The following is a 23,101-nucleotide window of genomic DNA, read 5'->3' on the forward strand; positions in this document are numbered from 1 at the left end:
GATATTTTTATGGAAACTTCACAGTCTGTTACTGAACCTATTAAAGAGTTGACCAGTACCCTGTTTATCATGAATGGAATTGCTGAACAGCTCGAAAAAGAACGAGACGTCATCGTCTCATCAGCGAGCCAAATCTCAACCTGTACTAAGCAATTTGAAAAGGCCATTCAGAATCTAACTGAGTTGTCGCCTAAGTTAACCAACGATCTTGAAAGGGTGATCATAACGATCTCGAAAGCGGTGGCCGAGAATACAGCAAGCGAGATCAATCGTTTCTTACTTGAAAAGACGGCAGATCAAATGAGTGCCGAGTTAGAAAGAGTGCAACGGCAATCCTTTGATGTTAATCATCAGCTGGCGCGAGGCTTAGACAGAATCAAATTCTTAAACAGAGGCTTTGTAGCGGCGGTTTTAGGAGCCGTATTTCTGGGGGGACTTTTCGCTGGTGGACTTGTCCATTATCTCTTTCCACCGATCGATGCCACGATGAGTACCAAACTTCAATATGGTGAGTATTTTTCTCAAGCTTGGCCAAAACTGTCAGAAAAAGAACAGGAGCAGTTTATGGCAAAAGTGAAAGCTGCGACAAAAAATCCTAAGTCAATCCTTTAGAATATAAGAGTAGAAAAAGATTATGACCCGAACCCCTCTTACCTTAAGCCTTAATCCTCTTCAAAAAGCAAAAGCTCAAGAAAAGCTAACTCAGCTCAAGCTCTCCTTTGAGACAGGCTTGACTCACCAAGAGTTAGCCCCAACTTTTAAAAAGAAGCGCCCCCAAAGTTCTCAAGGGAAACCAGCCTCCCGACAAAAGCAAACGCAAACTCAATCAGTTCCGGATCAGGACAAGAATGCCATTCAAGCTCGACGTGAGCGATTAGGAAAGATCTTCCAATCCCTTGACTGGCTTATGGCCACATATCCAAACTGCTTTGACAAAGAGAACCCAAAACCTTTAAAGCTGCGTATTGAAAAGGATATCTTTAATAATTTACCCGAAGAGCTTCCCTTTGCACGCCATCATATCCGTAAAGCTTTGGCGATTTATACTAAGCGACGTAAATATCAAAAAGCTTTAGTTGAAAATCCCCACCGCTATGATCTCTCAGGCAATGTGGTGGAGGAAGTTTCTGAGGAACATAAAGAGCGGGCTCTACAGCGGCAATTGGTAAGCATACAAAAGTTAAAGCTAAAAAAAGGAAAACTGCCTAAATTAAAAGTTGATATACTTATTTTATCTATATAATATGTAAGTAAATTAAACGTAGCGATGTCATATTTTCATGCATATTGGACGCAATAAATTATTAACTAGAATTAAAGAAGAGTTTGAGATTCATCAGATTTGTGCCCTTCTAGGGCCAAGACAATGTGGGAAGACTACTCTTGCCAAAGAGCTTGCCCACCATTTTCCTACTTCTGTTCATTTTTTTGATTGTGAAAATCCTCTTCATTTAGCACGACTGGATTCTCCTTTGATAACCTTTCAAAACCTCGAAGGTCTTATTGTTATTGATGAAGTACAACGGCGGCCCGACCTTTTTCCTATTCTACGTGTGCTGGTAGATGAAGATAAAACTAAACAATTTCTCATTACAGGAAGTGCCTCCCGAGATTTAATTCATCAGTCCTCTGAAACACTTGCTGGCAGAATAGGTTATCATCAAATAACACCTTTTTCCTTGGATGAGGTGGGGGAGTGGAATAAACTATGGCTAAGAGGAGGGTTTCCTAAATCTTATTTAGCATCTTCCACTAAATTAAGCATAAGATGGAGGGACGAGTATATCCTAACCTTTTTAGAAAGAGATTTAGCCGCATTAGGATTTAACATAACTCCCTATTTAATTGGAAAGCTTTGGCGCATGTTAGCCCATGTGCATGGTCAAACTCTCAATTATCATGATCTCTCTCGCTCCTTAGACATAGACCAAAGAACAATCAAGAAGTATCTTCAAATATTAGAAGGTGCCTTTATGATTACCTTGCTTAAACCATGGCACTCTAATCTGTCGAAGCGAGAAGTGAGAGCACCAAAAATCTACATTCGAGACACTGGATTATTACATCGTCTTCTCCTACTAGCAGATGATAATATAGAGAACCACCCAAGGCTTGGAGCATCCTATGAAGGATTTGCTATTGAGCAGCTTTTAAGAAGATTTAATGCTTACCAAGATAGTTATTTCTGGGCAACGCATAATGGCGCTGAGCTTGATCTTCTTATTAATCATGAAAACAAGAAACTTGGATTTGAGATCAAATTCACAGATTCTCCTAAAATTACTAAATCTATGCATCTTGCCCTTGAAGGACTTCAACTCGACCATCTATTCATTATTATTCCCCAAAAAGAATATTTCCCGCTTAGCAATAAAGTAACCTGTGTAGGAATTGAGAACATTTTCTCTACCGAGTTCAGCTGCCATCCCTCTATAAATAGTTAAAAAGATATTTGGAGATTAAAGATGATTAAATTTACTGATTTAGATGATCTCAAGAAAGAGTGGCTGAAAGAGCCTGAGTTCGTCAGAGCTTACCAAGACCTAGAGGTCGAGTTTGAAATTGCCTTAGAGCTGATCAAAGCTAGGAGACAAGCGGGCCTCACTCAAGAGGAAATTGCTTTGAGGATGGGAACCACTTAATCGGTGATCGCTAGGCTGGAATCAGGTAAAGCTGTTCTAGCTTATCTTTAGTCCTTTTAAGAGATACAGATAAAATAAATTGATTATCAATTCTTGATTGCTAAAACGGTTAAACTCAAGCTAGAACTAGAAGAAGCAATTAAGCGTTAATAACGCTTAATTGACCAAACTATTTTCTTATTGGCTTTTTTTAGTACTTTGGGTCCATCCATATAAAGGAAGTTAAAGTTCCACAGAAATGCATTAATGATTGATAGTATCTCTGATACGCATGATTGTTTGTCGACTTGTTTTAAAGTTTCTTGCAATAGGTGCAACAGTTTTGCCTTCTTGTAAGTGCTGTATAGTTTGCTTTATTTGTAATTCTGTGAGAATTCTCGGTCGCCCGAGAGTTTTGCCCTTTGATTTGGCTCTAGCAAGGCCGGCTTACGTGCGTTCAATTATCAGATCTCGCTCGAATTGAGCAACCGCATTAATTACTCCCATAGTCTTTTTTCTGCTGAACTGGTTAGATCAACTCCTCGCCCTATTTTTCGATCTATAGAAAATGGTTTGTCGGACCGCGGCAGGTACAAAAGATTGTTAAACACGTGGCCAATCGAGCTAACCTAAGTCAAACTGCCCCGCCGCATTGTGCTCCGCCATACATTTGCCACGTTGGCTCTCCAGAAAGGTGTTTCTCTCGCGGCCGTCCAGAACGCCTTAGGCCATGACCGTTTAACGACGACGGCTATTTATCTGAATTTGACTGACGAACATGTGGTCGAAGAATTTGATCGGAAATGGTAAGGGCAGCTTTCTCTAATAAGGTAGGAGGCAAAATTCTCAAGCAAGCTCAATATTAGGATTGAACCTTAATAAAAATGATGGTATCTATAAGTAAATATTTTAAATTTTTAAGTAAATTAGATAATAAAATCTGTTGCTCAAAATATAGCCTATCATATTTTATTGCATTATTTTGAAGATTTCTTCAAAAATTCAAAAAATCCATGTTTTTGACTCTTGTAAATTTATTAATAAAAGATTAAAACCTCTCTCAGCTAGTTATGTGCTTGGTTGGAAGCCACTGTGATTCGTCATCATAGAAGCTCTGTTGTGAGGTGGGGTTATGTTCAGTTTTCGTAAAATTGTTAATGTTCTGCTTTTGGTCGCTTATCTCAAGATGACGCTGGTGTCCTCCTTTGCTATGGATGTCAGCTCACTGCCGGCCGATAAGGTTCAATACAAGCTCAAGGTTGAGCGGCAGCTCAATGAGGCCGGAGCTTTGGAATACATCCAACTTTCCTTGCAGCACAAGGATCTGCAAACGGGCGAAAAGAAAACAATTCGCTGTGATCGCATTAGTGACCCTGAAACCGTGCCTGCCGAAGATATTGATTGGACAACCGAAAATAAGCGCGAGACCGGATATAAGTGGCGCTATATAAAAAAATTTGGTCAGGTGCGCGTTGGCCTCAATGGTCAGATCTTTTTACAAAATATCAATCAATCTGATGCTGATACCATCTTTAAGGTTAAAGGTCCGCATCTGATCACATTGCGTAACTGTCAGATCTCACACCTCCACACTCAAGCCCTAAGTACGATCTTTATTGGCACCACTACCCTCGACACGTTACACGTTCAAGCTACCCAAGAACAAGGGGGTGTCTATTTATATGCTCACAAATCAATTCCGAATGCCCAAGTGCAGATTAAAAATATGCACCTGAAGGGGGATAACTTTGTCAACCATAGCCACTTAATTGCAACTGGCAAGGGAACATGGGATCTTGGCGGTGGCGACTTTATTAACAGTGGTACTTTAACTTCCCAAGGGGCACCGCAGACCATCACAAGTGTTCGGTTGTTCGATAATGTGGGGCAGATCGGCGGTGAGGGTATTTCTTTGCGGACCCAAAAACATGTTAATGAGAGTCAAGGAGAGATCAAGCTTAACAAATACGCTGTCACCGCCCAGGAGCTATTCATCAATCATGGCAAAATTCACACCCTCCGGGAAGGACTATATAAGTGGAAGGGGGAGGCCATTAATGGTGGACAGATCATCAGTGATAGCAGCTATGCTTTTAGCTCTCTCGAGGACACAAGCTCACCGATTCTCATCAATAATGGCGTAATGCGTGCTCAACAGGGTGACTTTAAGCACATTAAATTGGCCAACTATGGCGAGATTGATCAGCAGAAAAGTGTATTGACTCGCATCGCTTTAGTCAACTCAGGCCAGTGTAAGCTCGGCTGGATGGACCAGAAAAGTGATTGTCGTATTACTGAACTTGTCAACCGCGGTCAAATGAGCGGTACAGGCTTTCTTACCATCGACAAGGGGCAAAATCACGGCGAGTTAAACCTTTCTGGTGTCCGTCTTACCCTGGGTGCTGGTGGCGAACTTATTAACACCGCGCAGGTTTGGATGTCTATTCTTCTAGGAGAGGGTAAATTTATTAATAGGGGAACTTTTCGTGCCACCCCCTTGAAGGGGATGGCTGCTTTATATCTTCGCAGCTTTGATAACAGAGGCGGCAAGATTGTTGGTCAGCAATTGCAACTGCAAGAAACGCTTGAGGCTTTCATTTGTGATGCTGCTTCAAGTCTTGATTTGGCCAGCTTGATTATTTATAGCGCCGTCTCTCCTCAGACTTCCCCTCTTCACTTTGCAGGGACAATTCAATGTTCACAGGGGCTCAAAATTTATGAACGTAAAGTCAGTGTTGATGGCTCCATAATCACTCCCCACTTCGGAAGTGAAGGAGGAGAAATTAGCTTCACTGCAAACGGTCGCTTGCAAACACCAGCTACAAAGCTAATTAATAGCAAGCTGTTAAATCAAGGAACGGTTGACTTAGGCAAGGTATCTTTCACCAACGCTCAGCTTGATAACAGCGGTGTTTTGGCCTTTAAATCGGCATTATTAAAGTCAACTCAGCTCAGTTTGATAGCGTTGGTAATTTATGGGTTAAGAAGCTATTAGAGGTAAAAGAAGGGGATCTTAACGCGGCAAATTTGGGGCAATTTACTGTTGGCGTTGATAATCAGAATTTAGGTCAGGTGAATGCTGACAATGGTGCTGTTAACATTGAAGCTGCCGACACAGTGGACTTGAGGTATGGTTCAGTTCAGTCGACCAAACAGACACTGTTAAAATCCTTGACGAAGGATGTTATGTTGGGAGCTCGTTTGGGCGTGATGACCGAGCAGAGCTATAAGCCTACCGGAAAGTGTCTCAATAATCCTTTTTATGAAAAATCCCATCTCAATGGCACTTGTGTCAGTGCTGCAGATCACTTGAGAATTGAGGCTCCTTTAGGAAATATTTTGGTGGAGTATGGCCAACTGCAAGCTGGCCGGGGATTAACGCTGCTCGCCAGAGATCGCATCTATAATTTGTCAGGGGCCCTGTCTGTTATCGGCGATCTTGTCTTACAAGCCAAAACTTATCATCAGACCCGCATCGACTTAAGGGCCTTTCCTGGAACGTCCTCCAATCCTAACTATCAATTCTTATGCTACTATCTTGAGCAAGCTGATCCATCGACAATAAATGTTATAGGAAGCCTTTATAGTTACACCGAAACTTTTACCAATGAATATGGTAATGTGCTGATCAGCCAAAACCTTTATCATCATAACGACCTTCAAAATGTGGAAAATCTGCCTCAAAGCATTAAAAATATCAGTCGTACGACCTTTTATGATGTTCTAGAATTTGGTACCCAGACATGGTATAGGGAAAGAGGAGTAACCCCGCCCAGTATTGGTACGCTCAAAGTAGGCGAAGAGATTCACATTAAAATCGGCTCTGCTGAAATGAGCGGAAGTATGAGCGCGCCCACCCTCAATCTGTATGCTCAAACAGCTGCTTTCAGTAATCCGCTCGGAAGTCGTTCGACGCCTCAGACCACGGAAAGAGTGACCATTAATCTGAATGAGTTTATTGAGGGCCTCCGTCAAGACCCAAGCCACCATCTATTGCGTATTGGGGCGTCGGGTGTTCCTGCTTTGGACGGTACCTTAGTGCAAGGAGAACAACCTGAAGGAATGATTATCAATCCTCTGAGGGATGTCAATGTTGAGTTCTATCTCTATCAACTGTTTAGCCAGATTACGGGGCGCGCCTATCTGAAACAAGGCAACACCATCACCTCGGGCTTTGCCTTAGTCGATCAGTTGAAAAGCACCCACACTTATAGCTCGAAAAAATGCACGACCTATGAGTATGACCTAGTTAACTATGGCAACCGTTTTAGCACTGGCAAGCATGTCAATTCTGTTTGGGCGACCAAGCTCCCGTCAGAGCAACAAGGCCAAAGCCATATGACCACGAAGGTGGGCGGCCATACCTTTATTCGTGGCGGAACACAGCTCATTGATGGAGAGGCGCCGCGCGAGACCGCCGGAAGTACGACCATTGTGCCAGCTATTGATATTCACCAGCGCATTGAGCAGAAAAGGAAAAAGAGAAAACTTCTTAGCCGGCTTGTTCCGTTCAGAGAAGGACGCAGGAAGAAGACCGTTAGGAATGAGTCAGGTTATACCCAGCTGCAGCGCCACCGCCAAGATGCGCGCGGCCTTATCCGCGAGAAAGCGAAAGCCGACGTCAGCTTGCACGCTGTGGATTACACAGCCGGCGCCAACATTGAGGTTGAAAGTGAAACCGGTCAAATTAAGGTACCGGCTGTCATCTCTGAGTCTTGGAACCAGACCCAGAAACGTTCCAAAGATGACCATTGGCAATCACGATCGTCGACGTGGGAGCATGATCAGGAAGCCAATGTCAGCCGCTTTAGCCCGGGCCCTGGCAGTAAGGTTATCCTCAAGGCCCCTAAAGGCATTGTCGCGCCTCGAGTTCAAGAAGAGCATAAACGAGTGAAGGGTGAGAACGAGCGCACCGAGGTTTACTCTAAGAAGTTTACTGGTCCCGGCTATGAATGGCTGGAGGAGCTGAAGCTGCGCGATGATGTCATCTGGGAAGATGTGATTGAAAAGCATCACAGCGGCCGGGTTGCGGCTCAAGGGATGACCACGGCAGCCAAGATTGCGGCGGTGATCGTGATTACGATTTTGACTTGGGGGACTGCAACCCCGGCTGTGACCGGTGCTGGAGCCGCGAGCGGAGCTGCCGCCGGAGCTGCTGCAGGCGGAGCCGCGGCTGGAGCAAGTGCTGGAGCGGCCACAGTTGGAGCAGCCAGTGCTACCGCAACCACAGCCGGCGTTGCCGCTGGAGCGAGTGCGACTGCAGCTGCGAGCAGTTTCAGTGTCGCTGCCAATGCGGCGATGTCAGCTGCGCTCGCGGCTGTTAAAACTGCTACCATTCAACACTTTGCCATAGGAATGGTCGACCAGCGTGGCCGTCTAGATCGGGTGGCGGAAAGCTATGCCACCCCACAGAATTTTAAATCTATGGCCGTCGATGCTATTTCTGCCGGCCTCACTCAAGGGATGAGCAATTATTTCAAAATTGAACCTACCCAGATGAATGGCTTTATGGAACAGTTCAAAGGGAATGGTATTAAGTTTGCCGCTAACTTTGCGGCTCAAACAGCTGTTCATGGCAAAGCCGATGAAGCTCTTAAAAATGCGGCCATTAGCTTTGGGGTTGATACTGTCTTTGGCAGCATGACCAATGACACGGGAGAGCGCCGCAGCGGCCAGATTGGTGTTAATGATACTTTTATGCAAAAAGTACTCCACAAGGTAGAGCATTTTCTGATCGGAGGCCTGCGCGAAGGCACCAGTGCTGCCTTGCATGGTAAGAAAGGCCATGAGTTGTCTGAGGCTGCGCTCGGTGGTGCCATTGGCGCGGCTACGGCTGAAATTTTAGCTGAATCCCTCTTACCGGCCGCCTCTCGTCGGATAGCCAAGCAGCTGGAAGCAGAAGGCCTGAGTCCGGATAGCCAAGCTTATAAGGAACGGTATAGTGTTCTCAAAAATCAGCAAATGGAGAAGATCAAAGCTTATGGTCAGCTCGCCGCTGTCGGTGCTGCCAATACTCTGGGCCTCGATGTCCTAGCCGCCCAATCCGCCGCCCTTAAGGCGATGGAGAATAATACAGGGCGGGTCTTTGGTGCTTTCAGTATAATCTCTGAGACTGCTATTGATGATTTTTCCCAGCAGGAACACCAAGCGAAAGCGGCGGATGAAACCTGTGTTCGTAGCGAAGCTGAGCTAGAAGCCATTTTAGATCAGTGGGAGAGCTTAAGAGAAGAGGGGCAGGCCCTGCAAAAAGGACAGTATCGTCTCGGTAATGGGGATACAGCCTCGACAGCTGAGGATGTCTCGGGACTCTTTTTCGATGCTGCCACCCGTGACCAGCGCATTGCCAATATTCAAGCCCGCAAGGCTATGGAGGACAAGACCCGTCGGCTCCTGGTCGAGCATCACACGGCCCACACGACATTCGAGCAGCTAGCGCAGCAACCGCACTTAATAGTCAAACCCACGGAGCGACGCTTTGATATCATTGAGCGGGCCAAGCAGGCCTTGGCGAGCCACACCGCCCCTGATCTGGCACAGGTTTCTGGCTATGCAGCCTCAAGTTCAAGCTCATCGACCCCTTCGGTGATGATGGCCAGTCTTGCCGCAACCGCAACGACCGCAGGCCAGATAATGCAAGGAGCTATGCCGCGCTTTGCCGCCGCAACTGCCGGTGGCGCCCCCGCAATCTTCGAGGTAGCGGCAGCTGGGTTCGGTAAAGTTCCTTTGAATCCTAATACAGCGCTAATGACAGCAGCTGCGCTAGGTACAGCGTATGGAGCCTATAAAGGTTTTGAGTGGTATCAAGACCGGGAACGAGCTAAAGAAAACCAAGCCGCTGCCGAACGTGAAGATTTGAAGCAAGCTTATGAATCCTCCCGTTCCCAACAAGGTCAAGCTTGGTTGCAGCACCATACTTACCACTTAGCAGCCGCCGACACAGCCATTCCCGGCGTCTATAATCCGAGCACCGATAAAGGGAAAGAGAGAGTCTCTGACAGCAGCATCAGCCACTGCGAGACTACCGATCCTGCCCAAGGCTGGGTCGACCCTGGCTTCACCACCGAACTCTCCAAAGTGAAAATTCTGTCGACACCTATGCCGGAGCCAGCAAGACCAGATATTGAAGGCTTTGACCAGGCACCCTCAAGTATCGATATTACTCTGGAAGGCTTTAATATCTATGATGGGCCGCAGATACAGATATTGACTAATGAAAGAAAAAGCGATAAGCCTACAATTAAAGGACGCATTAAGGCTGCAGGGTTACCGACTCAAGGAAAGATAAGGTACATTCCACCAAAAAATTATACTCCCACACTTCCATTACCTAAGGGTAAGCAGGGATATATAGATCGCTTTAAAAATGAGTGGAAAGCAGGCCCTTCTCGAACTCAAGGAGAAAACATAGAGTGGGATGTACAGTTATCCCGTACAGGCGAGAGCCAATTAGGTTGGGCAACACGTGATGGAACTCATCTAAATGTATCCAAAAAGGGTAGAATTACTCATAAATAAAATTGGGGAGAAGAATGTTGAGAAGTAGATTTGATTTTTATGAGGTAGTTAGAGTTCGTTCAAATCTTCCAGAATATGTGCGAATCGATAATCTTTTGGGAACGGTATTAGGGATGTCCCAGGATTCCGAAGGGAGATGGGCTTATGCTTTAGAAATTGAAGATAGTGACGAGGCATGGATGGTATGGGAGGAATGTCTAATAAGCTGTAACGAGTTTAAAAATCGTGAAGATTTTTATAGTAATAGCTCCCTAAAAGTAGTTGTAGACCCTAAGACAGGTGAAGGCCAATTAAAAAGATAGGCCTTAGTTAATCACTATATACAAGTTAAATAAAAGAAAAGATATATAGCGCCTAAATATAATCTAGAAACTAATAATTTCAGAACAAGAGTTCTTTTAATAGAGATTATAAAAGGGTAAAGTTTTATTCTACTCCTACCGGGATTCCAAGGTTAGTGGTTTCTCTAGTGCGGGGCAAGAACTTCCTTTTACTCCAGCCGTAATTACTCGCGGCTGAGAAAAAAGAGTGCTACTTTAATGGACCCTATGATGAAATAACCCATAAGTAGGAAAATTAAATTGAAAACACTATTGAGAATTTTTTTTGAGCCAAATAAAACTTCTGAGTTGCAGGATACAGCTTACCAGATTACTAAAGAAGTAGCTAACGTATGTCCTAATATAAAACAAGAGCTTTTGCGCGCATGTTGGAAGATTCAGGGTTCATATGAGCTACTTTTAACCTGCGGGTGTCCCGTTTCCGAATGTGCTATTAAGATTAAGGAGAATATATTTCCCAAAACTGTTAAAGAGTATGCCTCTGAATATATTTGAGACCATCCCAAAGTTGGGGGTCATGCCGCTAAAGGTTGAGGAATATTATGGGCATCATCCATTTTTGGGTACCATTGTTTAAAGGATTTTATTAAGTCACCATTTAGGGTCTTCGAACGGACTTGAAGCAGTAGATGAGCTCCTTTCTGTGTCCATCTCATTTGTTGGCTTTTAGCCATCCTCTTGCTAATCAGCTCATTGACTGCTGATTCAGCGCAAGCTGAGGAGACTGATTCACCGTAACGATAACGTTCCCCATAATTGGGAATGAAGTGACTATTTGATTGAATATACTGATAAAACTCACTGACAACCCGCCAAAGCTTATATTTTTTGTGTGCTTTATTTTCGGAATATAAGTCTAAATCCATTATTAAAGATTCCAAGATATCCAAGGACTGATAGATATTCCCATGCCAAAGAAACCACTTTGTCCTTAATAGCTGTTTTTCAAAGTTCGCATAGTCTTTGCCCATAGCTCCCTTTGAAATTTGTTTTATAACAGTCATCCGCATGGTCACATGAAACCAATCTAAAATATGCTCTGATCGAGGACTTAGATAAAGAGGTAGACCTCGCACTGTATCGCCACCATCAGTTAGGAAAGTAATATCTTGATTCAATTGTAATCCTTGTTTTTCAAGCATTTCATACAACCGACGTTTTGGCTTTTGATCATAATTAACAACATAACCAAACCTTCTTGGTTGATGACCTTCTTGCAAGCTTTTACCAACAATAACCTCAAACCACCCAGCCTTACGGTTATTTCCTTTCCTTGCATGTACGTACCCTCCATCAAGGCTAACGGTAATAGGGGTATCTGGCCGGGGCAGTTGATTCCAATCCCGCTGGCATCCCTTAATGAACATAGCTTTTTCTTCGCCTAATTCTTGTTCTAAGCGGTTGGCTACTTTGGAGGTAATGCGGTATACCGAAGAAGGATAAATTTCCACAGGGAATACCTCTTTTAGAAGCTTAGCAGCCAATCCATACGACATCAATGACGCCCATTTTGACTCCAAATAACTTAGTTCAGGTGACACGTGTTCTGTTAAGAGCTGAACCAAAGGGCTAAAGGTTGAGGATTGCTGAGATTGGCATCGGCAAGAAAAAAGCCTCGGGCTTCTTAGACAAATCTTACCAAAAAGAGTCCTATAAACTAAAGGATGGTACCCCTTAATAGAGAGGGTTGAACCGCAACATAGGCAAAAACGGTTATGAGAAACAAAGTCTGTTATTTGATGACCTATCATCTTTTTCTGAATTTCAGAGGTAATCGTCTTAGCCTCTTGTAGAGTTAATCCTAAAGTTTCAGCTGTTAATTCTTCTCTCTCAATGCAGGCTATAACTTCTGTTGAGCTTTGGTCTTCACTATCAATGATAAATTGGATTTTAATCTTCATCTTGAATCTCCTCCAGTGTTAATTGATTATTGCTTGGGTTGTTGAAATAACGCTGTAGTTGTCGATTAATTTTTTTACGGTCAAATTTGTGGCGGCTTGCCCAGTATTGAAGATTTTCCAAGGTTTCTTTAAAAGAAGCAGGATCTCTTTCAGCTTCATACTCTTCTAATGCCTCTAAGATTTCTTCTTCAATTCTCCAGACAGAATAATAGTCTATCAATTCCATGAAAGCCTTAGGGCCCCCGCAGTCTTCAGGAGGGCTAACGTAATTGCCAGCAATGCAAAGTGGATATGTTTTTTTAGAATCAAGTAATAGCTTCTTTTCAAGGCGAATTTCATGTTCCCAAGGAGCGAAGAAATTATATTTATAGATAAATTTTTCGTTAACTCGAAATTGGAAATGTTGTAAATAAACTTCTCTGGCTTTATCAGGGAAAATGATTCCTCCGTCATAAGAAAGACCATATTGTTTTCCCCAAATATCAAATTGATGAAGATGTGTATCGCTCCACCCCATAGTAATTTGGATAGCATAATGAAGATCTGCAAGGCTACTATTGCTCTTCACTAGAATTCGTCTCCAAATCATAGGGCTAATCCCTTTAAGAAAAAATTTAAACTGATAAACCTCTATAGGGGACTGTGGGGTCATTGATGAGAGTTCCTTTTTAAGTTCGCAAAAATTGTAACTTTTGCAATAACAGGATGGAGTTAGGAAAGTACTGATCCTTTCTCATTGCAAAAACCATATGCAGAAGTAAAATATTTTGCTATATGTTTTGCAAAGAAAATTTCTCCTAGAGGGCTTTATGAAAATTGGATATGCACGGGTTTCTACTGACGACCAAGATTTAACCTTTCAGCTCCAGGTGTTAAAGGAAGCAGGGTGTAAAAAAATTTACCAGGAAAAAGTTTCAGGAGCTCATATGAAAAGACCTGAGCTAGAAAAAATGCTGGAGCAATTACGGGAAAATGACACTATTATTGTATGGCGCTTGGATCGATTAGCTCGCTCTACAAGAAATCTACTTGAAATAACTGACAAACTCCATCACGTAGGGGCTCATTTTCGCTCACTGTGTGAACCATGGGCTGATACAACATCTCATGCCGGTCGTATGGTGATGACGGTATTTACAGGCATTGCTGAATTTGAAAGGGAATTAATTAAAGAGCGGACGAGTACTGGTCGCTCTTTAGCGAAAAAAAGAGGTGTTAAGTTCGGGCGTCCCTCTAAGCTCAACTCAGAACAAAAGAGCCTGATGAAACGTCTACTCTCGGAAGGTGAGTCCATTAAGAGTATAGCTAAAACTTTGAATACCCACCCATCAACTATATATCGAAACCTGGAAACTTAACAAAATCAATGTGACCCCCAACTTTGGGATGGTCTCCTATCTACCAAGCTGTAGAAGCGGAGGGATTTACCGTTGTCAATAAAACTCCTGCCTTATCAAAGACAGAAAATATAACAGTATCCGTGCAAGAGCTGCCTTCAGCCAATCAAGCTGTAGAAACACCCTCAGCTTCAAGCGGCATAATTTCCGCGATTAAATTTGGCGCTGTCGGGGCAGGCTTGGCTGTGACCTATATGTATGGTCCTGCTGCCCTTTTATGGGGAACCTACTATGGAGCCTCTTATGCCTTAAATATGATGGGCATAAGTGGGATCACGGGTATTGCTGCCGCCACAAAACTGGGCATGATGGCCTCTCAATCTCCTGCAGCGCAACTGGCTTTAACAGCAACAGGGGGCTATATTGCTCAGTACGGAGCAGAAGCCGTGCTTAAGGCTGGTGAACTGTCTTTATCTATGAGTAAATATGTGGCAAGCAAGTCGTGGTCTTTTGGCCAAACAGCCTACACTTACTTATGGGGGAGTTCTTCAGTAAAAAGTGCTGTACCTGAAGAGGCAGTTGAGGCTAAGCGTAATCGTCATCTCAGTGCGATAGCTAAACGCTTGAGCCCAGCCGCAGCTGCTGCATAATGATTAAATTCCAGAGAAGTTCACTTTAGAACTTCTTTGGAAACACATTTGCAAGAGTAATCAATAAAGATCACTACTTTCACTATTTATAACAAGCCTATCTTAATGAATTGAAATTGAGAGCTATTGCTGAGGTTAAAAGGCCTCAATTAAGGTGAAATTTATATTTTCAGGACGAGATAATATAAGAAAACAGATGGTTGCAAGGCTGGACTACCAAAATCTGCTCAAGATTGAACCTAATAATCAGACCAAGAAAATTGAGGAGATGAAATAGTGTTGTTGCTTGGTTTCCTGAGGTCAGTCAGGAGGTTTCATCTCCCCGTGATAACCTTATAATAAAGTCATCCTTTACACATATATCTAAGTTATATTGATAAGACAAGAAATACTCAGTATATGAGCAATTATTTCCGTCAGCATTTTATGTATAAAATTACTAAAATTCAATAAAACCATCAATTATATTCTAAACCTCACTCTTTTACCCTACCCTCTAAGTGTGTTCTCATTATCTCTCTCACGTTCCTTTCCTATAAATCCCAGGAGTTTTTTTAGGAAAGCAAAAATACGTTTAATCAAATTAACAAGTAACCGTCCTCTCACTTTAAAAGAAGACATTTTGGAATCGCTCAGTGTATCAATTTTTTTTTGGTGCTCTGTATCATTTTATTTCTGGTGGTGACAACCGGCATCGACCCAGCCTTGAACAGGATCGGTCGTCTCGCAGTGGCTGGTGCTGCTGCCGGAAACTCTTTCCTTTGCTTTATCGGTGCCGGGATTATAGACGCCGGGAATGGCTGTGTCGGCGGCTGCTAAATTATAGGTATGGCGCTGCAACCAAGCTTGACCTTGCGGGGAACGAGATGATTCATAAGCTTGCTTAAGATCTTCACATTCGGCAGCAGCTTGCCTTTCTTTGGCTCGTTCACGGTCTTGATACCATTCATCCGCTTCTTGAGCAAATACTTTGCTCCTCCTCTCTTAGACTGAAGAGCTAGAACTTAAAATTGAATTTGCATAGATAAATGCATAACTAAGCACTAATATTATATTAGTTTGCTTTTGCCTTTATGAAATAAGTTATGGTACTACCTCAAGATGTGCCCAAAGCACCTCAGAAGTAATAAATGCTTCTTCTGGGTGTATATTCTTATCCCAAATATATTCAGAGGCATACTCTTTAACAGTTTTGGGAAATATATTTTCCTTAATCTTAATAGCACATTCTGAAACGGGACACCCACAGGTTAAAAGTAGCTCAAATGAACCCTGAATCTTCCAATAGGGGCGTAAAAACTCTTGCTTTATATTAGGGCATACGTTAGCTACTTCCTTAGTAATCTGGGAAGCTGTATCCTGCAACTCAGAAGTTTTATTTGGCTCAAAAAAAATTCTCAATAGTGTTTTCAATTTAGTTTTCCTACTTATGGGTTATTTCACCATCCAGAGATACATTAACATGGCTTCCATCTCTTGAAGCCCAACCTATTTTATTTTTACCTTGGCGAGATAACTGAACATCCCATTCAAATTCTTGTCCTTGAGTCCTTGAGGGACCTTTTGTCCACTCATTACCAAAGCGATCCAAATAACCATAGTTATTACCTCTCTTTAAAGTAGTACTAGGATTATATTCTTTCGGAGGAATAAAGCGTATTTTTCCCTGGGTAGGCAACTGAGCTTCTTTTAATCTAGATTTTATGGAGTGTTTTTGATCCCTTGTCAATATCTGTATCTGCGGACCATCATAAATCTCGAAGCCTGGTAGGGTGGTATCGATGCCCAGAGATGCTGGATCGAAGCCTTCGATGTCTGGTCTTGCAGGTTCCGGCATGGGCGTCGACAGTATTTGCACCTTTGCGGGCTCAGTGGTGAAACCGGCATCGACCCAGCCTTGAACAGGATCGGTGGTCTCGCAGTGGCTGGTGCTGCTGCCGGAAACTCTTTCCTTTCCTTTATCCGTGCTGGGATTATAGACGCCGGGAATGGCTGTGTCCGCGGCTGCTAAATTATAGGTATGGCGCTGCAACCAAGCTTGACCTTGCTGGGAACGGGAGGATTCATAAGCTTGCTTAAAATCTTCACGTTCAGCGGCGGCTTGACTTTCTCTAGCCTGTTCCCGGTCTTGATACCATTCATAACCTTTATAGGCTCCATACGTTAGACCTAGTGCAACTGCTACCCTTAGCGCTGTACTAGGATTCAAAGGAACTTTACCGAACCCCGCTGCCGCTAGCTCAAACATTGCGGGGGCTCCGCCGGCGGTTGCGGCGGCAAAGCGCGGCATAGGTCCTTGCATTATATGGCCTGCCGTCGTTGCGGTTGCGGCAAGACTGGCCATCATCACCGAGGGGCCGGTTGAGCTTGAACTAGAGGCTGCATAGCCAGAAACTTGCGCTAGATCAGGGGCGGTGTGGCTCGCCAACGCTTGCTTAGCCCGCTCAATGATATCAAAGCGTCGCTCAGTGGGTTTAACCATTAAATAAGGTTGCTGCGCTAGCTGCTGGAAGGTCGTGTGAGCCGTATAATGCTCGACCAGGAGCTGACGGGTCTTGTCGCTCATGACATTGCGGGCTTTAATATTGGCGATGCGCTGGTCACGGGTAGCAGCATCAAAAAAGAGTCCCGAGACATCTTCAGCTGTTGAGGCTGTATCTCCCGTACCAGGACGATACTGTCCTTTTTGCAAGAGCTGATTCTCTTCTCTTAAATCATCCCACTGGTCTAAGATGGCTTCCAGCTCAGCTTCGCTGCGAACACAGGTTTCATCAGCCGCTTTTGCTTGATCTTCCTGCTGAGAAAAATCATCAATAGCAGTATCAGAGATTATACTGAAAGCACCAAAGACCCGCCCTGTATTATTCTCCATCGCCTTAAGGGCGGCAGATTGGGCGGCTTCGACATTAAGACCCAGAGTATTGGCAGCACCAACAGCTGCGAGCTGACCATAAGCTTTGATCTTCTCCATTTGCTGGTCTTTGAGAATACTATACCGTTCCTTATAAGCTTGGCTATCCGGGGTCAGACCTTCTGCTTCCAGCTGGCTTTCAGCCGTAGCCGCGCCAATGGCACCACCGAGCGCAGCCTCAGACAACTCATGGCCTTTCTTACCATGCAAGGCAGCACTGGTGCCTTCGCGCAGGCCTCCGATCAGAAAATGCTCTACCTTGTGGAGGACTTTTTGCATAAAAGTATCATTAACACCAATCTGGCCGCTGCGGCGCTCTCCCGTGTCATTGGTCATGCTGCCAAAGACAGTATCAACCCCAAAGCTAATGGCCGCATTTTTAAGAGCTTCATCGGCTTTGCCATGAACAGCTGTTTGAGCGGCAAAGTTAGCGGCAAACTTAAGGCCATTACCTTTGACCTGCTCCATAAAGCCATTCATCTGGGTAGTTTCAATCTTAAAATATTGGCTCATCCCTTGGGTAAGGCCGGCGGAAATAGCATCGACCGCCATAGACCTAAAATTCTGTGGGGTGGCATAGCTTTCTATCACCCGATCCATACGGCCACGTTGGCCGACAGCACCAATAGCAAAGTGTTGAATGGTGGCAGTTTTGATAGCCTCAAAAGCAGCTGACATCGCCGCATTAGCCGCAACAGTGAAACTGCTTGCAGCCGCTCCCGCCCCAGCGGCAGCACCCGCGGTCGTCGCCGTCACACTGGCCGCTCCAACCGTGGCAGCCCCTGCACTTGCACCAGCCGCGGCTCCGCCTGCTGCAGCTCCGGCAGCCGCCCCTCCGGCGGCAGCTCCGCTCGCCGTTCCAGCACCGGTCACAGCCGGGGTGCCAGTCCCCCAGGTCAAAATCGTAATCACGATCACCGCCGCAATCTTGGCTGCCGTGGTCATCCCTTGAGCCGCAACCCGGCCGCTGTGATGCTTTTCAATCACATCTTCCCAGATGACATCATCGCGCAACTTCAGCTCCTCGAGCCATTCATAGCCAGGACCAGTAAACTTCTTAGAGTAAACCTCGGTGCGCTCGTTCTCACCCTTCACATGTTTATGCTCTTCTTGAACCCGAGGCGCGACAATGCCTTTAGGGGCCTTGAGGATAACCTTACTGCCGGTGCCCGGGCTAAAGCGGCTGACATTGGCTTCCTGATCATGCTCCCACGTCGACGATCGCGATTGCCAATGGTCATCTTTGGAACGTTTTTGGGTCTGGTTCCAAGACTCAGAAATGACAGCCGGTACCTTAATTTGACCGGTTTCACTTTCAACCTCAATGTTGGCGCCAGCTGTGTAATCTACAGCGTGCAAGCTGACGTCAGCCTTCGCTTTCTCGCGGATAAGGCCGCGCGCATCTTGGCGGTGGCGCTGCAGCTGGGTATAGCCTGACTCATTCCTAACGGTCTTCTTCTTGCGTCCTTCTCTGAACGGAACAAGCCGACCAAGAAACTTCCTCTTTTTGCTTTTCTGCTCAATGCGCTGGTGAATATCAATAGCTGGAACGATGAGCGTACTTCCGGCTGTCTCGCGCGGCGACTCCCCATCAATGAGCTGCGTTCCACCGCGAATAAAGGTATGGCCGCCCACCTTCGTGATCATATGGTTTTGGCCTTGTTGCTCTGACGGGAGCTTGGCCGCCCAAACAGAATTAACATGCTTGCCAGTGCTAAAACGGTTGCCATAGTTAACTAGGTCGTACTCATAGGTCGTGCATTTTTTCGAGCTATAAGTGTGGGTATTTTTCAACTGCTCGACTAAGGCAAAGCCGGAGGTGATAGTGTTGCCTTGTTTCAGATAGGCGCGCCCCGTGATCTCGCTAAACAGTTGATAAAGATAGAACTCAACATTGACATCAGTTAAAGGATTGATAATCGTTCCTTCAGGCTTTTCTCCTTGCACTAAGGTACTGTCCAAAGAAGGAGCACCCGAGGCCCCAATACGCAATAGATGATGGCTTGGGTCTTGACGGATGTCCTCAATAAACTCATTTAGGTTAACGGTTACCCTTTCTGTCGTCTGGGAAGGGGAACGACTTGCGACAGGATTACTAAAAGCAGCCGCTTGAGCATAAAGATTGATGATGGGCGCGCTCATACTACCACTCATTTCAGCAGAGCCAATTTTAATATGAATTTTTTCGCCTACTTTGAGCTTAGCAATACTGGGTGGGGTTGCGCCCTTCTCCGTATACCATCGGCCAGTGCCTACTTCCTTGACATCATAAAGGGTCGCACGACTGATATTTTTAATGCTTTGAGGCAGATTTTCCACATCTTGGAGGGCATTGTGATGATAGAAGTTCTGGCTAATCAGCACACTACCATATTCATTAGTGAAAGTTTCAGTTTCGCTATAAAGGTTTCCTATAACATTTATCGTAGATGGATCAGCTTGTTCAAGATAGTAGCATAAGTGTTGATAATTAGGATTGGAGGACGTTCCCTGAAAGGCCCTTAAGTCGATGCGGGTCTGATGATAAGTTTTGGCTTGTAAGACAAGATCGCCGATAACAGACAGGGCCCCTGACAAATTATAGATGCGATCTCTGGCGATCAACATTAATCCCCGGCCGGCTTGCAGTTGTCCATACTCTAGCAGGATGTTTCCTAAAGGTGCTTCAATTCTCAAGTGATCCGCAGCACTGACACAAGTGCCATTGAGATGGGATTTTTCATAAAAAGGATTATTGAGCCTCTTTCCGGTAGGCTTATAGCTCTGCTCGGTCATCACGCCCAAGCGAGCTCCCAACATAACATCTTTCGTCAAGGATTTTAACAGTGTCTGTTTGGTCGACTGAACTGAACCATACCTCAAGTCCACTGTGCCTTCAGCTTCAATGTTAACAGCACCATTGTCAGCATTCACCTGACCTAAATTCTGATTATCAACGCCAACAGTAAATTGCCCCAAATTTGCCGCGTTAAGATCCCCCTCTTTTACCTCCAATAGCTTCTTAATCCATAGATGACCCACGTTCTCAAACCGAGCTGAGTTGACTTTAATAGTGGATTCAAACGTCAAAGCATTGCTGTTAACAAGCTGAGCGTTGGTGAAAGATACCTTTCCTAAGTCAACCGTTCCTTGATTTAACAGCTTGCTATTAATTAGCTTTGTAGCTGGTGTTTGCAAGCGGCCGTTTGCAGTGAAGCTAATTTCTCCTCCCTCACTCCAGAAGTGGGGAGTGATTATGGAGCCATCAACACTGACTTTACGTTCATAAATTTTGAGCCCCTGTGAACATTGAATTGTTCCCGCTAAGTGAAGAAGGGAAGTCTGAGGAGAAGCGGCACTATAAATAATCAAGCTGGCCAAATCAAGACTTGAATCAGCATCACAAATGAAAGCCTCAAGTGTTTCTTTCAGCTGCAATTGCTTGCCCACAATCTTGCCGCCTCTGTTATCAAAGCTGTGGATGTATAAAGCAGTAATCCCCTTTGTCTGAGCGGTGTGAAAGGTCCCCCTATTAATAAATTTGCCCTCTCCTAGAAGAGTGGACAGCCAAACCTGCGCGGTGTTAATGAGTTCACCACCAGCACCCAGGGTAAGACGGAGACCAGAAAGGTTTAACTCGCCGTAATTTTGTCCCTTGTCAATGCTAAGAAAGCCTGTACCGCTCATTTGACCGCGGTTGACAAGTTCAGTAATACGGCAATCACTTTTCTGGTCCATCCAGCCGAGCTTACACTGGCCTGAGTTGACTAAAGCGATGCGAGTCAATACACTTTTCTGCTGATCCATCTCGCCATAGTTGGCGAGTTTAATGTATCTAAACTCACCCTGTTGAGCACGCATCACGCCATTATTGATGAGAATCGGTGAGCTCGCCTCTTCTAGGGAGCTAAAAGCATAGCTGTTATCACTGATGATTTGGCCACCATTAATAGCCTCTCCCTTCCACTTATAGAGTCCTTGCTGGAGGGTGTGAATCTTGCCATCATTGATGAATAGCTCCTGGGCGGTGACAGCGTATTTGTTAAGATTGATCTCTCCTTGACTTTCATTGACATGTTTTTGGGTCTGCAAAGAAATACTTTCACCGCCGATCTGCCCCACATTATCGAACAACCGAACACTTGTGATGGTCTGCGGTGCCCCTTGGGAAGTTAAAGTACCACTGTTAATAAAGTCGCCGCCGCCGAGATCCCATGTTCCCTTGCCGGTTGCAATTAAGTGACTGTGGTTAACAAAGTTATCCCCCTTCAAGTGCATATTTTTAATCTGCACTTGGGCACTGGGAGTTGATTTGTGAGCATATAAATAGACACCACCTTGTTCCTGGGTGGCTTTAGCGTGTAACGTGTCAATGTTAGTGGCGCCAATAAAGATCGTACTTAGGGCTTGAGTGTGGAGGTGCGAAATCTGACAGTTGCGCAATGTGATCAGATGCGGACCTTTAACCTTAAAGATGACATTGGTATCGAGCTGATTGATATTTTGTAAGAAGATCTGACCATCGAGGCCAACGCGCACTTGACCGAATTTTTTTATATAGCGCCACTTATATCCGGTCTCGCGCTTATTTTCGGTTGTCCAATCAATATCTTCGGCAGGCACGGTTTCAGGGTCATCAATGCGATCACAGCGAAGCGTTTTCTTTTCACCCGTTTGCAGATCCTTGTGCTGCAAGGAAAGTTGGATGTATTCCAAAGCTCCGGCCTCATTGAGCTGCCGGTCAACCTTGAGCTTATACTGAACCTTACCAGGCGGCAGAGATCCCACGTCCACCGCAAACGAAGACACCAGCGTCATTTTGACATAAGCAACCAAGACCAAAACATTAACAATTTTACGAAAACTGAACATAAACCGACCTCACAACAAAGCCTCCATGACGACGAATCATAGAGGCTGGCAACCGAGCACAAATGTATTTCATGGAGGTTTTAACGTTTTGTTAAGAAATTTACAAGAGTCAAAAACAAGGATTTTTTGCCCTTTAGAAGAAAACTTCAAAATAATGCAATAAAATAGAAGGGGCTATATTTTATATAACAGTTTTTATTATATAATTTACTTAAAAATTTAAAATATTAACTTATAAATACCACTGTCTTTATTAAGATTCAATCCTAATATTAAGACCGCTTAAGAATTTTGCCTCCTACCCCCTAACAAGAGAACTGCTGTTACCATTTTCGGTCAAATTCCTCGACCACATGTTCATCTGTTAGATTTAAGTAAATAGCGGTTGTCGTTAAACGGTCATGGCCTAAAGCTTTCTGAACAGCCGCTAAGGAGATACCTTTTTGAAGAGCCAGTGTGGCAAATGTATGGCGGAGCACATGCGGCGTGACAGTTTGAGTGAGTTTCGCTCGATTGGCCACATGTTTAACAATCTTCTGCACCTGCCGCGGCCCGACAAACCATTTATCATGGATCGAAAAATAGGGCTCCAATAAGGCTTGGACACGCCGTGACATGGGGACGACTCTCTTTTTGGATTGCTTCCCATAAGGTCCTCCTTTACCAGCAATGCGAATTGATTTCTGTTGCCAGAGAATATTTTGAGGCGTTAAGCTGCAAAGTTCAGACACGCGCAGGCCCGTATCAAGGAGGGTCCAGATGATCAATTTCTCTTGAGGCGTTTGACAAGCATGAGAAAGGTGATCAGCTTCCTCAGCTCGTAAAGGCTCTCTGACATATTGGTAGGCCATGAATTATCATCCCCTTGAAAAGTTCGCAATCAGAAAAAGAATACGATTATAGTTCGCATTTTATGTAACTCATTGTTAGTCCGAAACCTTATGCAATGCAAGACCTAAGAGGAATATCGGAGA

At 44.6% G+C, this 23,101-nt stretch carries 16 protein-coding genes and 1 pseudogene; 11 read left to right on the forward strand and 6 right to left on the reverse strand.

Annotated features, from left to right (window positions below):
* The first annotated feature begins 9 nt into the window (after window positions 1–9).
* From HMO_RS0112415 to HMO_RS17135, 4 genes are read left to right on the forward strand one after another with little or no spacing between them, the layout of a single operon-like run.
* The gene (locus HMO_RS0112415; RefSeq protein ID WP_010304084.1) at window positions 10–612 is read left to right on the forward strand and encodes a hypothetical protein; all 603 of its coding nucleotides are present in this window, start codon (window positions 10–12) and stop codon (window positions 610–612) included.
* A 22-nt stretch (window positions 613–634) separates the two neighbouring features.
* Window positions 635–1,243 carry a ProQ/FINO family protein gene (locus HMO_RS0112420; protein WP_010304085.1) on the forward strand — a complete coding sequence of 203 codons (609 nt, stop codon included), beginning with the start codon at window positions 635–637 and terminating at the stop codon, window positions 1,241–1,243.
* Between the two features lie 37 nt (window positions 1,244–1,280).
* Window positions 1,281–2,444, forward strand: coding sequence for an ATP-binding protein (locus HMO_RS0112425; RefSeq protein ID WP_010304086.1), 1,164 nt, complete (start codon window positions 1,281–1,283; stop codon window positions 2,442–2,444).
* Window positions 2,445–2,465: 21 nt separating this feature from the next.
* Window positions 2,466–2,642, forward strand: coding sequence for a hypothetical protein (locus HMO_RS17135; RefSeq protein ID WP_010304087.1), 177 nt, complete (start codon window positions 2,466–2,468; stop codon window positions 2,640–2,642).
* 243 nt (window positions 2,643–2,885) lie between these two features.
* Here the strand turns inward: HMO_RS17135 and HMO_RS17710 are convergent.
* Window positions 2,886–3,163, reverse strand: a pseudogene (locus HMO_RS17710) (helix-turn-helix domain-containing protein); the annotation flags it as partial.
* A 112-nt stretch (window positions 3,164–3,275) separates the two neighbouring features.
* On the opposite strand from HMO_RS17710, the gene HMO_RS17425 reads away from it, so the two are divergent.
* From HMO_RS17425 to HMO_RS0112445, 4 genes are all read left to right on the forward strand, one after another.
* Window positions 3,276–3,431, forward strand: a complete 156-nt coding sequence (locus tag HMO_RS17425; protein WP_010304088.1) for a tyrosine-type recombinase/integrase — start codon at window positions 3,276–3,278, stop codon at window positions 3,429–3,431.
* A gap of 322 nt (window positions 3,432–3,753) precedes the next feature.
* Window positions 3,754–5,616, forward strand: a complete 1,863-nt coding sequence (locus HMO_RS0112435; protein ID WP_010304089.1) for a hypothetical protein — start codon at window positions 3,754–3,756, stop codon at window positions 5,614–5,616.
* Between the two features lie 32 nt (window positions 5,617–5,648).
* Entirely contained in the window at window positions 5,649–10,136 is a 4,488-nt protein-coding gene (locus HMO_RS17270; protein WP_010304090.1) for a polymorphic toxin type 17 domain-containing protein, read from the forward strand.
* A gap of 14 nt (window positions 10,137–10,150) precedes the next feature.
* Entirely contained in the window at window positions 10,151–10,438 is a 288-nt protein-coding gene (locus HMO_RS0112445; RefSeq protein ID WP_010304091.1) for an Imm31 family immunity protein, read from the forward strand.
* Window positions 10,439–10,992: 554 nt separating this feature from the next.
* Here HMO_RS0112445 and HMO_RS0112455 read toward each other — a convergent pair.
* Together HMO_RS0112455 and HMO_RS15905 are read right to left on the reverse strand one after the other, a co-directional pair.
* Window positions 10,993–12,378 carry an ISKra4-like element ISCot1 family transposase gene (locus HMO_RS0112455; RefSeq protein ID WP_010304093.1) on the reverse strand — a complete coding sequence of 462 codons (1,386 nt, stop codon included), beginning with the start codon at window positions 12,376–12,378 and terminating at the stop codon, window positions 10,993–10,995.
* A complete protein-coding gene (locus tag HMO_RS15905; RefSeq protein ID WP_010304094.1) occupies window positions 12,368–13,030 on the reverse strand; it encodes a plasmid pRiA4b ORF-3 family protein in 663 nt (220 codons plus the stop codon). Before HMO_RS15905 ends, HMO_RS0112455 begins: the two co-directional genes overlap by 11 nt.
* A gap of 157 nt (window positions 13,031–13,187) precedes the next feature.
* Here HMO_RS15905 and HMO_RS0112465 point away from each other — a divergent pair, with 157 nt between their 5' ends.
* From HMO_RS0112465 to HMO_RS16895, 3 genes are all read left to right on the forward strand, one after another.
* Window positions 13,188–13,736 carry a recombinase family protein gene (locus tag HMO_RS0112465; RefSeq protein ID WP_010304095.1) on the forward strand — a complete coding sequence of 183 codons (549 nt, stop codon included), beginning with the start codon at window positions 13,188–13,190 and terminating at the stop codon, window positions 13,734–13,736.
* 23 nt (window positions 13,737–13,759) lie between these two features.
* On the forward strand, window positions 13,760–14,365 hold the full coding sequence (locus HMO_RS0112470) for a hypothetical protein (RefSeq protein WP_010304096.1): 606 nt from the start codon (window positions 13,760–13,762) through the stop codon (window positions 14,363–14,365).
* A gap of 635 nt (window positions 14,366–15,000) precedes the next feature.
* Window positions 15,001–15,252: a hypothetical protein gene (locus HMO_RS16895; protein ID WP_139016896.1), complete on the forward strand. Its 252-nt coding sequence runs from the start codon at window positions 15,001–15,003 to the stop codon at window positions 15,250–15,252.
* Between the two features lie 196 nt (window positions 15,253–15,448).
* On the opposite strand, the gene HMO_RS0112490 is transcribed toward HMO_RS16895, so the two are convergent.
* The 3 genes from HMO_RS0112490 to HMO_RS0112500 form a co-directional block, all read right to left on the reverse strand.
* The gene (locus HMO_RS0112490; protein ID WP_010304099.1) at window positions 15,449–15,778 is read right to left on the reverse strand and encodes an RING finger protein; all 330 of its coding nucleotides are present in this window, start codon (window positions 15,776–15,778) and stop codon (window positions 15,449–15,451) included.
* Between the two features lie 10 nt (window positions 15,779–15,788).
* Window positions 15,789–22,127, reverse strand: a complete 6,339-nt coding sequence (locus HMO_RS0112495; RefSeq protein WP_010304100.1) for a polymorphic toxin type 17 domain-containing protein — start codon at window positions 22,125–22,127, stop codon at window positions 15,789–15,791.
* Between the two features lie 323 nt (window positions 22,128–22,450).
* Entirely contained in the window at window positions 22,451–22,978 is a 528-nt protein-coding gene (locus HMO_RS0112500; protein ID WP_010304101.1) for a tyrosine-type recombinase/integrase, read from the reverse strand.
* Window positions 22,979–23,101: the final 123 nt, after the last annotated feature.

Origin of the sequence: Candidatus Odyssella thessalonicensis L13, assembly GCF_000190415.1 — a bacterium.
GTDB classification, from domain to species: Bacteria; Pseudomonadota; Alphaproteobacteria; order Paracaedibacterales; family Paracaedibacteraceae; genus Paracaedibacter; species Paracaedibacter thessalonicensis.